At 43.4% G+C, this 13,865-nt stretch carries 13 protein-coding genes and 1 tRNA gene; 7 read left to right on the top strand and 7 right to left on the bottom strand.

From position 1 onward, the window contains the following. The first annotated feature begins 246 nt into the window (after positions 1-246). A complete protein-coding gene (locus CKV74_RS10550; RefSeq protein ID WP_007241785.1) occupies positions 247-885 on the top strand; it encodes a hypothetical protein in 639 nt (212 codons plus the stop codon). Continuing rightward, positions 886-1,998, top strand: a complete 1,113-nt coding sequence (locus tag CKV74_RS10555; RefSeq protein ID WP_007241735.1) for a DUF4153 domain-containing protein — start codon at positions 886-888, stop codon at positions 1,996-1,998. Positions 1,999-2,217: 219 nt separating this feature from the next. Here CKV74_RS10555 and CKV74_RS00100 read toward each other — a convergent pair whose 3' ends face one another. The 6 genes from CKV74_RS00100 to CKV74_RS00125 all read right to left on the bottom strand — a co-directional run bounded on the left by CKV74_RS00100 (position 2,218) and on the right by CKV74_RS00125 (position 7,390). Beyond that, positions 2,218-3,639, bottom strand: a complete 1,422-nt coding sequence (locus tag CKV74_RS00100) for a sucrose-specific PTS transporter subunit IIBC (protein ID WP_007241621.1) — start codon at positions 3,637-3,639, stop codon at positions 2,218-2,220. 237 nt (positions 3,640-3,876) lie between these two features. Continuing rightward, a tRNA-Leu gene (locus CKV74_RS00105) sits at positions 3,877-3,962 on the bottom strand. Positions 3,963-3,985: 23 nt separating this feature from the next. Beyond that, positions 3,986-4,327 (bottom strand): preprotein translocase subunit SecG, encoded by a 342-nt coding sequence (gene secG / locus CKV74_RS00110; protein WP_007241524.1) that lies wholly within the window; start codon positions 4,325-4,327, stop codon positions 3,986-3,988. Between the two features lie 112 nt (positions 4,328-4,439). Further along, positions 4,440-6,392: a DNA topoisomerase III gene (locus tag CKV74_RS00115; protein ID WP_007241751.1), complete on the bottom strand. Its 1,953-nt coding sequence runs from the start codon at positions 6,390-6,392 to the stop codon at positions 4,440-4,442. A 4-nt stretch (positions 6,393-6,396) separates the two neighbouring features. Next, positions 6,397-6,999 carry a recombination mediator RecR gene (gene recR / locus CKV74_RS00120; protein ID WP_039847738.1) on the bottom strand — a complete coding sequence of 201 codons (603 nt, stop codon included), beginning with the start codon at positions 6,997-6,999 and terminating at the stop codon, positions 6,397-6,399. Positions 7,000-7,060: 61 nt separating this feature from the next. After that, positions 7,061-7,390 (bottom strand): YbaB/EbfC family nucleoid-associated protein, encoded by a 330-nt coding sequence (locus CKV74_RS00125; RefSeq protein WP_007241528.1) that lies wholly within the window; start codon positions 7,388-7,390, stop codon positions 7,061-7,063. A 228-nt stretch (positions 7,391-7,618) separates the two neighbouring features. On the opposite strand from CKV74_RS00125, the gene CKV74_RS00130 reads away from it, so the two are divergent. After that, positions 7,619-8,713: a metallophosphoesterase gene (locus CKV74_RS00130; RefSeq protein WP_039847763.1), complete on the top strand. Its 1,095-nt coding sequence runs from the start codon at positions 7,619-7,621 to the stop codon at positions 8,711-8,713. Between the two features lie 41 nt (positions 8,714-8,754). Here CKV74_RS00130 and CKV74_RS00135 read toward each other — a convergent pair whose 3' ends face one another. After that, positions 8,755-9,474, bottom strand: a complete 720-nt coding sequence (locus tag CKV74_RS00135; RefSeq protein WP_039847762.1) for a DUF554 domain-containing protein — start codon at positions 9,472-9,474, stop codon at positions 8,755-8,757. Between the two features lie 451 nt (positions 9,475-9,925). Here CKV74_RS00135 and nrfA point away from each other — a divergent pair, with 451 nt between their 5' ends. From nrfA to nrfD, 4 genes are all read left to right on the top strand, one after another. Then, positions 9,926-11,449 carry an ammonia-forming nitrite reductase cytochrome c552 subunit gene (gene nrfA, locus CKV74_RS00140; protein ID WP_197691635.1) on the top strand — a complete coding sequence of 508 codons (1,524 nt, stop codon included), beginning with the start codon at positions 9,926-9,928 and terminating at the stop codon, positions 11,447-11,449. A 72-nt stretch (positions 11,450-11,521) separates the two neighbouring features. Next, positions 11,522-12,196 carry a cytochrome c nitrite reductase pentaheme subunit gene (nrfB, locus tag CKV74_RS00145; protein ID WP_095176583.1) on the top strand — a complete coding sequence of 225 codons (675 nt, stop codon included), beginning with the start codon at positions 11,522-11,524 and terminating at the stop codon, positions 12,194-12,196. Continuing rightward, on the top strand, positions 12,193-12,870 hold the full coding sequence (gene nrfC / locus CKV74_RS00150; protein WP_007241727.1) for a cytochrome c nitrite reductase Fe-S protein: 678 nt from the start codon (positions 12,193-12,195) through the stop codon (positions 12,868-12,870). The genes nrfB and nrfC overlap by 4 nt, the downstream gene beginning before the upstream one ends. Next, entirely contained in the window at positions 12,867-13,835 is a 969-nt protein-coding gene (nrfD, locus tag CKV74_RS00155; protein WP_039847736.1) for a cytochrome c nitrite reductase subunit NrfD, read from the top strand. The genes nrfC and nrfD overlap by 4 nt, the downstream gene beginning before the upstream one ends. Positions 13,836-13,865 lie beyond the last annotated feature (30 nt).

The following is a 13,865-nucleotide window of genomic DNA, read 5'->3' on the forward strand; positions in this document are numbered from 1 at the left end:
TTGCAAACGCCCCCTCAAAAAGAAACGCTTTTATTAAAACAAGATTTAACTCATTGATTTTATTGACATTACTTTAAAAGTGGAGATTTTATCCACTTACCCTATTCAGTCCTATTTTTTCACTGCAATAGAGAGAATTTTTCTGGTAAAAACAATGAAATATCGCTAAAGTGTCGTCATTTTCCCACTTTGTCAGTCGGAATTATTTAGTGTGAATGAGCGCTTTTACATCAAAAAGGAAAAATTATGTCTCTTGCTACTTTTTTTCAGCAGGCTAAACAGCAAATAAAATCTGCGGTTTCAGCCCATCCAATCGAAATTCTGATGATTGTGACTTTTACCGTCGGAATTTGGTTTGTGGATTGGAATTTAGAAAAAGATCACCTTGCCTATTGGCTATTTGAATCAATTCTATTTGCGGTGGTTTATTTGTCCCGCCCTTATGCCTGGTATCGTTTTTCATGGCTTGTGCCATTGGCGACAATTCTCGCAATTTGGCAGTTTAACGATAGTGCGGAGTTTTATTTAACTAATCCAAAATTCTGGGGAGCACAATTTATTGCGCTACTATTGCTCTGTGGTTTTCCCTTCGTAAAAAACAATCAGGCATTTACCTATCGTAATTTCACCAATCTATTCCATCTGGCATTAGCGATTGCTGTCTGGGGCTTGATAGTTGGTTTGGTGGCAGCAATTGAAGCCTCCATCAGAGCTTTATTTAATGTGAATTTTAGCCGTTCATTTGATGGCCATCTTTATTCCTCATTAGTCATCCTCTGCCCGCCATTATTCTTTTTGGTATTTCAGCAACGACAAAGCAATACGGAAATGACAGTCCACCGTATTTTTGAGATTTTGGTGAATATCATCCTCGCCCCCGCCTGAATGATTTTCACCCTGTTGCTCTATGTCTATGTGGGTAAAATCATATCGGTCGGCGTCTTACCAAAGGGCATGGTTGCCAATATTGCATTACCTTATTTACTGAGCGGTTTAGCCATTTATGCATTACGTAGCATTTGTGCACAAACCCGCTGGAATCTGTTTTTTAAATATTATCCGTACCTTGCCATCGCACCGCTTGTCTTGCTGTGGTTGGCCATTGAGCGTCGTATCGGTGCCTATGCGTGGACGGAACAACGTATCTATTTAGTCGCCTTAGCCTTCGCAATCACTATTGCCTATGGGATTTTGATGCTGCCTAAAATTCGTCAATATCGCTTAATTTCCGGTGTGGTAATGTCAGCCGTTTTTGCCATGACTTGGCTGGTCAATCCGCAAGAGATCGCCTACCAGAGCCAAAGCGCTCGTTTTCAAGAACTGCTCCATAAGCTCGATTTAGCCGATGAGCAAGGTAAAATTCGCAATGATATAAATTTGGTCGATCGCTTAGAAACCATGAACGCGAATGAGCGCGAGGATTGGATTGAATTAGAGCATGTGACAGATTATGTCGTGTTTAACACAATTTCGATAAACTATAGCTCAACAGAATGGGATAAACACATGGAACAACTTGTGCAAACCTATGGTGAGAAGATTAAAGATCTCAATTCTATGAGTATCTATGAGGATGAAATTCGCTTAAATGGTGAAGCCATCGGCACAGAAAACAATCGCTATCACAAAAATTTCAAGCAAAGTGCACAACCCATTGATATTGAAAATTATAGAACCCTTATTCATACAACCACTCATCGTTTCTATCAGGCGGAGCCCGATGATACAGCAAAAGAGCCACATCATCTTTGCTTCCTCGAAGAACAGGACAAATACTGCATCGATATCAATGCACATATCAAGCAACGGTTCCAACAACATCATGTGGATAATATGCAGATACAATCCGATAGCGTATTACAAATGCTCAAGGAGGATCTGTTAAAAATCCAAGGAGATGATTTTGTGATATACCTGTCTGAGCTTGGAATAAGCTTTGATCCGAAAACTGGTTATACCTACAACTTCGCGTTCGGTGACTTTATTTTACAAAAATAACACCAATACCAAGGCGTGCTGAGCACGCCTTTTTACTATCCATCTCGCTCCATGCCATAGCGCAACAATATCCTCGAGGGATCTCCCCCATGTATAGCAAACGCCCCGTTAAAAATCGGAGTTTTCTCCGAAGAACAAGCTAACCCATTGATTTTATTAGCATTGGTTTAAAAAATAAAAAACACGGCATGATGCCGTGTTATTTATTTCGAATTGCGATTAAGCTTTCGCATTAGCACGTTTCACAAACACATAGGAAAGCGAAAATGCAACTACGAAGGAAATTGCCATGCCGATGCTGTACATCGCCAAGCTATCCGGCTTAATTGAAGGTATCCCCAAGAAACCGGCTGCACCTAGCGCAATTGCTTTTACGTTAAAGAACGCAATAAACGCAGAGGCTAAACCGGAACCGATCATCGCCGCAAAGAATGCCTGACGATAACGTAAGTTCACCCCGAACATAGCCGGTTCGGTAATTCCTAATAAAGCGGAAATACCGGATGGAACAGCCAAACCACGCACTTTCGGATCTTTTAACGCAACAGCAACACCTAAACAGGCTGCACCTTGAGCGATATTAGACATGGCAGCGATTGGGAAAATAAAAGTACCACCGGTTTGAGCCATTTCAGCCAATAATTGGGTTTCCACCGCGATAAAGGTTTGATGCATGCCGGTAATTACGATTGGTGCATAGAATGTCCCGAAGATCGCGCCGCCCACAAAACCAAGGGTGTCATATAACCAAGTTAAACCTGCCGCGATTAAAGAACCCGCTTCACGGCCGATAGGTCCAATAACAGTGAACGCTAATAAACCGGCAATAAACAAGGAGAATAACGGAGTAACTAAGTTATCCAAATAGGAAGGAACAAATTTACGGAAGGTTTTTTCCAAAGTCGCCAATACCCAAGCGGATACTAATGTTGGGATTACGGTACCTTGATAACCGACTTTTTCAATTTCAAGACCAAATACATTCCAGTATTGAATTTTGCCTTGAGCAAGCGTTAAAGCGTAGTTCCAACCATCAGCCAACGCCGGGTGTACCAATAACATTCCAAGGGCAGCCCCGAGGAATGGGTTACCACCAAATTTACGGGTTGCCGAGAAACCAAGTAACACCGGTAAGAATACAAATGGAGCATTCGCGATAGTGTTAATGAAATCCACCAAGTCCGCCAACTCCGGATGCATATCGATCACGCTAAGTTCATCGACAAAGAATCCTTTAGCAGTCAACATACTGTGGATACCCATCAACAAACCTCCGGCCACGATCGCTGGAATGATAGGTACGAAAATATCCGCCAAGCCTTTAACCAAGCGTTGCAACAAACTTTGATTACCGCTCGCAGCTTCTGCGACTTCGGCTTTGCTTACATCACCGATGCCTAGTTGCTTGGTCAATTCTGCATGCACTTTATTAACCGTACCAGAACCGAAAATAATTTGATATTGTCCGGCTACGGCAAACTGCCCTTTAACGCCATCAATATTTTCAATTCCTTCCTTATCGACTTTACTTTCATCGTGTAACACGATGCGTAAGCGGGTCGCACAATGAGCCGCTGTGGCGATATTTTCTTTACCACCCAGCTTTTCAATCACTTGTTTGGCGATCTGTGGAAAATCCATAGAGTTGTCTCCTAGAGAGTTGAAGTTAAACGGGCGGATTGTACCCAAAAAGTGGAATAATAACTAGAATAAAAATCTGTCTTCACATTTTTTAATAAATATTAATAAAATCAATAGCTTACAATCTATTTTTTGGAAAAAATAGGCTTTTGAATGGGCGTTTTGATGAGAAAATAACGCAAAAAATGAAAAAAATTTGAAAATAAAAAAGACCGCAATTGCGGTCTTTTTCATTGTTGGTGCTCTGGGCGAGACTTGAACTCGCACGGCCTACGGCCACTACCCCCTCAAGATAGCGTGTCTACCAATTCCACCACCAGAGCGTTAATTCGATTGTAAATTTTTATTATTGTGGGATATCGCTGTTTTTATTTGTAACCGGCGCTGCTTTTTGTTGCTGTTCAACTTGTTGCGCTGCTTTCGATAAATCATCAAATGTACCTTTATGTACATTGCCGCGGTGTGAGTTGAAGTTACCCAATACAAGGGCAATTACAAAAAAGATAGTTGCTAAAATTGCGCTCATTCGAGTCAGGAAATTACCCGCACCGGCAGAACCGAACATAGTGCCGGATGCACCGCCGCCGAATGATGCTCCTGCGTTAGCGCCTTTGCCTTGTTGTAATAGGATTACAACAACCAATGCGATACAGGCTAAAGTGTAAATAAATAAAAGGATGTTATACATTATTCTTTCTTCTCAAGTTGCGGATTTCGCAAGAAAACTGGGGGCGAATACTATAGAAATTTCCTTTTTCCCGCAAGCGTTTTTGGGGATTTTTTTATCAATTGGTGTAACTTTAATCAGTTGCTGCAGTTTTTGCTGCTGCGCCTGCCCGCCCCTTTGTCACTTTACGTTTCGCCGCTGGTACTTGCATGCTTTTCGAGATTTGACTTAAACGCCGTAAAGCATTGAAATCCACAAAACGCACCAAATCCGGCAACATCTGATTTAGGGCAAACATAAATTGCTGATAGCTTGCTTGTTTTTGGCTGATATCGGTTAACTGCGCTTCCCAATGAGCCGTCATATCAGGCTGAGTTGCAATATCCGGCAATGCGGAAATAAGAATTCGACCGGTTTCTGTACTATGGATATTCCGTCCTTTTTTCACCAAAAAGCCTCGTTTAAACAGCAATTCAATAATTCCGGCACGGGTGGCTTCCGTTCCTAATCCATCGGTTTCACGCAAGATTTTTTTCAATTCTTTATCCTGCACAAAGCGTGCAATTCCCGTCATCGCAGAAAGCAACGTCGCATCGGTAAAAGGTTTTGGCGGTTGTGTTTTCTTACTGACCACTTCGCCCCGTTCACAATACAGGATCTGGCCTTTTTTCACGATCGGCAGCAAGGGTTCTTGATTTTCATCCTCGTCTTCTTTGCCGAGCAATTCTTTCCAACCGGCGGTTTGCAAATTACGCGCTTGCGCGACAAAAGTTCCCCCCGCAATGCTTAATGTTATTTTACTTTTGCGATATTCCGCATCCGGACAAAATTGCAGCAAATACTGGCGGACAATTAATTCATAAATACGCTGTTCATCAAGAGTTAAATTTATCGCGCGGATATTAGCAGTAGGAATGATCGCATGATGCGCTTCGACTTTTTTATCATTCCAACAACGATTACGCTGTTCAAGATCTACCACGGTCGGTAGCGTTTGATAAAGTGGACAATGTTGAGCAATCGCATTCACCACTTTCTGCCGTTCGGCAAAATGCTCTTCCGGTAAATAACGACAATCGGAACGCGGATAGGTAATCAAACGATGGGTTTCATAGAGGCGCTGACAAGTATCCAACACCGCCTGAGCCGACATTCCAAAACGTTTTGCCGCATCAATTTGCAATGCCGATAAAGAATAAGGAAGTGGTGCGGTTTCTTTTTCACGCTTATCCACATATTCGGTGACCTCCGCCGGTTGATCGGTAATGCGTTTCACCACATTTTCTGCCAATCCTAGGGAAAGCACTCGTCCATCTTCATCTTGGTAATCTTCACAAGCTTTACTAGGTTGCCAAAGGGCTGAAAAAAGCGCAGTCGGATTTTCTGCGGTTTTATCTTCCTTTACCCAAGCCAAGACTTCGTAGAAATCCTTTGGTTGAAAATTTTCGATTTCTAAATCTCGACGGACAATCAAACCTAGCACCGGTGTTTGCACTCGGCCAACGGAAAGTACGCCATCATAACCGGCTTGGCGGCCGCGAATTGTGTAAGCGCGAGTCATATTAATACCGTACAGCCAATCGGCTCGTGCACGCGCTAACGCAGAAGTGGCTAGAGGAATAAAATCTCGGTTGGGCTGGAGTTTTTGTACGGCTTTTTCCACTGCGCTGGGATTCAGATCACTAATCAAACAACGCAAAATACCATCGCGCTTCTCAGCAGATAAATTGGCATAACTAAACACCTCGTCCACCAACAACTGTCCTTCCCTATCGGGGTCTCCTGCATTCACTAACACATCCGCTTGATGAATCAGTTTTTCCACTACCATAAGCTGTTTTTTCACATCTTTACGCGGTAATAACTGCCATTTTTCAGGAATGATCGGTAAATGTTCTAAGCGCCATTGTTTGTATTTAGGATCGTAGGCATCAGGTTCAGCCTGTTCCAGCAAATGCCCCACACACCAAGTGACGATATCCTCATTGCCGCATTTAATAAAGCCATCCCCCCGTTGATGAGGTTTTGGCAACACATCGGCAATGGCGCGTCCAAGGCTAGGTTTTTCGGCGATAAACAGGCGCATAGGATTAGTCGAGCTGACGACGACCTAGGAAAGAATGGGTTAAGGTAGTGCCATCAACGGTTTCGAGCTCGCCCCCCACCGGAATACCGTGGGCGATTCGGCTCACTTTAATATTGTGCTGACGACACATTTCCGCGATGTAATTGGCGGTTGCATCCCCTTCCACCGTTGGGTTGGTTGCTAAAATCACTTCATGGAAGGATTCTTCATTAAGACGTTTTTGCAATAAATCCAAACCAATTTCCTTCGGGCCAATACCATCTAAGGGGGACAAATGTCCCATTAGCACAAAGTAACGCCCGGAGAATTGGCCGGTTTGCTCGATGGCTTGAATATCCGCCGGCATTTCCACCACACAAAGTAGACCGGAATTTTGTCGGCGCGGGTTATTACAAATATTGCACACCTTTTCTTCGGTAAAATCACGACATTGCGAACAATGCCCAATTTTCGACATAGCTTCCGTAAGTGCGCGCGCCAGATTCATTCCACCGTTACGATTACGTTGCAACAAATGGTAGGCCATGCGCTGTGCCGACTTCGGCCCAACACCGGGCAAACAGCGTAAATTCTCAATAAGATGCTCTAAAAGTGGACTGCTTTGCATACTGGATTAATGGTGGGGAAAATTAGCAAGGGTGTATGAATGGATTCACACACCCAATGGATTAAAATGGAAATTTCATTCCCGGCGGTAACGGCATCCCCGCGGTCACGGCTGCCATTTTTTCTTTTTGCAATTCTTCTGCACGACGTACTGCATCATTGAATGCCGCAGCAATTAAGTCTTCCAACATCTCTTTATCGTCTTCCATTAAGGACGGATCGATTTCAATACGACGGCAATTATGTGCACCATTAATGGTAATTTTCACCAAGCCGGCACCGCTTTCGCCGGTCACTTCCAATTTGGCTACTTCTTCTTGCATCTTTTGCATTTTTTCCTGCATTTGTTGGGCTTGTTTCATCAAGCCACCTAAACCGCCTTTTCCGAACATAGGATTTCCTTCTTGTAACTGAAATTAAAAAACGGGCGGCATTCTAGCGAAAAAATGCCGTTTTGGGAATTGGAAATCAGCCCTCTACGCAAACGCCCCATGAAAAATAGAAGTTTTTGCCAAAATAAATGCTAACCCATTGATTTTATTAGAGTTGATTGAAAAATTGGTTTCTCCGGGGTATTTCCCTATAATGGCGCTCTTTGTTGACTACCGGGATCCCCCATGATCGAACCGCGCTATTATGTTATTTTCGGCCTAGTTTTAGTGCTATTACAGTTGCTGATTTTTGCCACCAACCGCACTTTCTTTTGGTTGTGCGCCGATAAACTCCGCCACCAAACCCGTCGTTGGATAAGCATTGCAATGTTCGTGTTGCCAAACCTGTTGCTATTAGGCACTGTTTTGCGCCTATTTATGCTGCATCGCTTGGTTGCACTGATTTTGTTGATTTTGCTCTACGTCAGCTTCGTTGGCCTTGGTGTGTGGCTGATTCGTCGCTTGACCTATCGCCGCGCCAATTTTGCCAATATTGAACGTGCACTACGTCTTACTGCACCTTTAGCATTTATCGGCCTATTGCTCTTAAGTGTGTACAACGCCTACATGCCACGCATCACTTATTATCAATTAACCATTGATAAACCAATGAAACCCCTACGCATTGGCATGGTCAGCGATTTACACCTGGGACGTTTATTTGGTAATCGGCATTTAGATTGGTTGGCAGAAATCTTCAACCAACAAAAAGTCGATCTGATTCTGATGCCTGGCGATATTATGGATGACAACACCGATGCCTATTTAGCCGAACATATGCAACCACATCTGGCTAAACTTCGGGCACCATTAGGAGTATATGCCACCTTGGGCAACCACGACTTATTCGGTCATCAGCAAGCCATTAGTGCAGAAATCCGCAAAGCAGGCATCACACTATTGCAGGATCAAAGCATCACGTTGAATAATGAGTTGGTGCTGATTGGACGGAATGACGACTTGGATAAAAACCGTCCGAGTACGGCCTCTTTACTTGATGCGGTAGAAAACAAGCAATTGCCTATTATTTTGTTGGATCATCGGCCAAGTGAAATTGAGTTACATGCTAATCTACCGATTGATTTGCAGGTTTCTGGGCACGCTCATAAAGGACAAGTGTTCCCCGCCAATATTATTACCGCATTAACCTATCGCTTGGACTACGGTCACGAACAAATCAATGGTCGACATTTTGTGGTAAGTTCCGGCTATGGCTTCTGGGGGATCCCAATGCGTTTGGGATCGCAATCGGAAGTGGTTATTATCGATTTACAAGGGCGTTAAAGCTAAAACGAAAGGCGGACATTTTTAGTTTCCGCCTTTTGTTAACCGAATATCAATGCCCAATAATGAGATATCGGCATAACTAAAAATAGTGCCGGTAACATATTGGCCACATGAAACATCTGAATATTACAAATTCGAATTCCTACCGCGACCATTAACACACCGCCGGCCGCCCCAAAATCGGCCTGCATGGCCGGTGTTACAAAAGGTATGATAAACACCGCCAAATAAGCCAACACCACCTGCAACAAAGTTTGTGGAATACAAATTGAAGCCACCGCAATCCCTAAACTGGTAGCAAAAATCATGGCGGTAAAGAAATCTAAAAAGGATTTCACTAACAAGATATCGTAATTACCCGTCATTCCTTCATTCATTGCCCCGAAAATGCCGGTACCGCTAAAGGAAAACAAGATCACCACCGCCACGAATTTATTTAAGAATTCTTCCTGACTCGGACTATTCGCACCAGGAGTAGTCAATTTTTCAATCAGCCCTTTAGCCGCTGCTGCCAAACGATTAATGCCATGTTCCAACTGTATAATTTCCCCGACAATAGTGCCTAATAAAATAGCCAAAATCACCGCCGGCATGCTGACGGTTTTGGCCAGCATAACAATTCCCATCGCCATCGAACAAAGGCCGAAAATTAATGTTAAATTAGTGCGTAGCCGCTCTGGAATACGTCCACCGAGTGCCGCACCAAGCAACGCTCCTGCGATAATCGCAGCGCCATTGACATAGGGTCCAATCATAATTCCTCCGAAAAATCTCACGCACATTATACGCAAAAAGTCATCTGCGAAAAAAACGCCCCTATAAAAAAAGATTTTTTCTTTAAAACATAAGTTAACCCATTGATTTTATTAGCAGTAACTTAAAATTAAGAAAACCATCTAATTTAGGTACATATTGAGTCTCTCCACTGGGAAAAGAGATGCTATTTTTTTCACCTTAAGCATAGCAGTATTAACAACTGATAATGCGTATCAGAAAGCCCATCCCACCCCTACCCCTTTAGGTGTATTTTGGAAAATATTTTTGATTAAACGCAAATTTTTTATGGTTACTACTGTTAAAAAAAATCCATTTTGATATTTTACGCTCACCGCAGAACCTTTCTATTTTGTTTAACAAATTCAAAAGGTTAAGAATGAGAATGGTTCGCGTTTTTAGAATTTTAGTTTACTTTCCTATGGAGTGATTATCGTGAACGCATTAAGAAAAAGCCTTTTCGTGGCAACTTCTTTGGCGGCAATCGCCGGTTTTGGTTCGGCTCACGCCGAAATGGTGTATAAGCCAGTTGAACAACCGGTCGAAGCACCAAACCCTAACTTAAAAATTGAAGCAGTGAATGAAAAATTCGCTGAGAAATATCCTAACCAATTCAACTCGTGGAAAGCGACCGAAAAAGGCGACAAAATCATCTATGCAGATGAACAAGACCCTCGTTTAATCGTGTTATGGGGCGGTTATTCTTTCGCGAAAGAATATAATGCACCTCGTGGTCACGTTTATGCGGTAAAAGACGTACGTGATATTTTACGTACCGGCGCACCAAAAACAGCAACTGATGGCCCACAACCAATGGCATGTTGGACTTGTAAAGGTCCAGACGTTCCACGTTTAATCGCGGAATGGGGTGAAGATGGCTACTTTGGTGCTAAATGGGCTAAAGGCGGCGCAGAAATTGTAAACTCAATCGGTTGTGCTGACTGTCACGATACCACTTCAAAAGACTTTGCAGAAGGCAAACCTGCATTACGTATTGCTCGTCCACACGTTCTTCGTGCGTTAGATCACTTAAATAATGCACTTCAAGCAAAAGCGAAAGCTGAAGGTAAAGAGCAACCGAATTTAAGCTTTAACACAGCAGCTCGCACTGAAAAACGCGCTGAAATCTGTGCAAACTGCCACGTTGAATACTACTTCGCAGGCGACTTAAAACAAGTAACCTTCCCGTGGGATAACGGCCAAACTGTTGATGACATCGAAAAATACTACGATGATATCGGTTTCAGTGACTGGACTCACTCTCTCTCCAAAGCGCCTATGTTAAAAGCGCAACACCCTGACTTTGAAATCTGGTCTTTGGGTATGCACGGTAAAAACGGCGTAACCTGTATCGACTGTCACATGCCTAAAGTACAAGGTAAAGACGGTAAAGTTTACACCGACCACCAAATCCAAAACCCATTCGATGCATTTGATACCACATGCGCAAACTGTCACGATCAAAGCAAAGAAAAACTTAAAGACATCGTAGCTTCACGTAAAAAAGAAGTGAAAGATGTAATGGGTCGTTTAGAAGATCAAGTTGTTCGTGCTCACTTTGAAGCGAAAGCTGCATGGGATGCAGGTGCAACTAAAGAAGAAATGGAACCTGCTTTAATGGATATCCGTCACGCTCAATGGCGTTGGGACTACGCTGCAGCAAGCCACGGTGGCCACATGCACGCTCCTGATGTAATGCTTCGCGTATTAGGTTCTGGTTTAGACAAAGCAGCTGATGCACGCACTAAACTTGCTGTAATTCTAACTAAACACGGCGTGAAAACTCCGGTTGAAGTACCAGATATTTCTACAGCTGATAAAGCATGGAAAGTAATGGGTATCGATATCGAAAAAGAACGCAAAGCGAAAAAAGAATTCTTAGAAACTGTTGTACCTCAATGGGTCAAAGAAGCAAAAGCCAATGGCAAATTAGCTGAAGATACCGCAACAAAACAATAAAAAAGAACCGCACTTTTATAAGTGTTGAATAGAAGTGCGGTCATTTTTAACCAAATATTTGAGGTAATCAGAATGAATTTAACTTCTTTAATCAGCAAGCCGGCAAAAGCCTTGGCATTGCTTGCAATGTTGGCGATTGCGCCAATGGCAGCAAATGCTGAAGATGTGGCCAAACCGGCTTCTCAGCTCAGCTATGAGCCACAAATGGATAACCAACGCGATCCAAACCAATACTGTGCAAAATGTCACAAATTTGACCAAGTGGACAAAACCCAAACCGCTGATCAATCTGGTGGTGAATTGCACTTTGGTAAATTCCATGGTACCCATTTGAACCAAAAAAATCCAAATAACGGAAAAGCGATCACTTGTGTTAGCTGTCACGGCAACGTTTCCGAAGATCACCGTCGTGGCGCAAAAGATGTAATGCGTTTTGAAGGCGATATTTTCGGTGATAAAAAACCGATGTATAGCGTACAAGAACAAAACCAAGTTTGTTTTGCTTGCCACCAACCAGACAAATTACGTGAAAAATTGTGGGCTCATGATGTGCACGCGATGAAATTACCTTGCGCAAGCTGCCATACATTGCACCCGAAAGATGATGCAATGAAAGGTATCTCAAGTAAAAACCGCGTAAAACTTTGTGTTGATTGCCACGGCGAACAACAAAAACGCAAAGCCGCAGCAGACGCTGAAAAAGCAATGCCGGCTAGTCCAGCTACCGAACAAAAGGATAAACAATGACCGCCTGCTCACGCCGAAACTTTGTTTCCGGTATGGGAGCGGTGATCCTAATGACCGGAACATCTGTAACGTCTTTAGCGAAAGACGAAACGGCGGATAAACGAAAACGTTATGCAATGGTGCACGATGAGACTTCCTGTATTGGCTGTACAGCCTGTATGGATGCTTGTCGCGAAACCAACCAAGTGCCGGAAGGCGTTTCCCGCTTGGAAATTTTGCGTAGCGAGCCTTATGGCGAATTCCCGAATCAGGAATATGAGTTTTTCCGTCAATCCTGCCAACACTGTACTAATGCGCCTTGTGTTGCGGTTTGTCCGACTGGGGCGTCCTTTATTGATAAAGAAACCGGTATTGTGGATGTGCATAAAGATCTCTGTGTCGGTTGCCAATACTGCATCGCCGTTTGTCCTTATCGCGTGCGTTTCATTCATCCGGTACACCGTACTGCGGATAAATGTAACTTCTGTCGCGATACCAATCTGGCTAAAGGCAAACAGCCAGCCTGTGTGGAGGCCTGCCCGACCAAAGCCCTCACTTTTGGTGATATGAATGATCCAAATAGTGCTGTAGCCCGTAAGGTAAAAGAGCGTCCGGTTTATCGTACGAAAGTGGAATTGGGAACCCAACCTAACCTGTACCATATTCCATTCCAACACGGAGAACCAAGAAGATGACAATGCCAACTTATCCAGTTCCTTTCCACACACCAAATTTAGTGTGGGATTCACCCATTGCAATCTACTTGTTTTTGCTTGGTATTTCGTCCGGTGCAGTACAGTTGGCAATTGCCTACAAACGTAGCCACAAACTAGAAAACCCTAGCCAAAACTGGATTATCAGGGCGGCGGCCGTGCTCGGTAGCGTACCGACACTCATCGGCTTAACCATACTTGTCTTCCACTTGGCGCGTCCTTGGACATTCTGGAAATTGATGTTTAACTATCAATTTAACTCTGTAATGTCTATGGGGGTAATGTTATTCCAAGTCTATATGCTGTTCTTGGTCGTTTGGTGTGCCGTGATCTTCAAAGAAGATATTGCTCGCCTACTCAACCGTTTCTTACCAAAACTGAGTTTCTTGGTGAAATGGATCACGGCCTGTGAACGTGTAATGGGCGCAACTGAAGTGATTTTATTCATTTTAGCTGCAGTGCTTGGTGCTTATACCGGTTTCTTGCTTTCAGCCTTAATTAGTTATCCAATGCTCAATAACCCGGTATTACCGGCCTTGTTCTTGGCATCGGGAACTTCTTCAGGGATTGCCGCAACATTCTTGTTTATCTTGATTGCCGGCCGTCTTAAAGGCGATAGCCATGAATCCCACTTCATTCATAAATTTGAAGTGCCAATTATGGTGACCGAGCTAGGTTTGATCGTCTGCTTCTTCGTCGGATTATATTTCGGTGGCGGACAAAAAGTAGTAGCTCTTGAGAATGCATTCTCCGGTTTCTGGGGGGCGGTATTCTGGATCGGGGTCATGCTTATCGGTATCATCATTCCATTGCTTGCCAACTTGGCAGCCAAAGCGGAATTAAAATACAATCGAAACTTTATTATTATCGTTTCAATCTGTGACCTTATCGGTGTGTTGTGCTTACGTTATTACATTTTGTATGCAGGACAATTAACCGTCGCGTAAACTTCAGGTTTGCAATAGAAAGAAAGGCGT

Source organism: Haemophilus pittmaniae (genome assembly GCF_900186995.1).
GTDB lineage: Bacteria > Pseudomonadota > Gammaproteobacteria > Enterobacterales > Pasteurellaceae > Haemophilus_D > Haemophilus_D pittmaniae.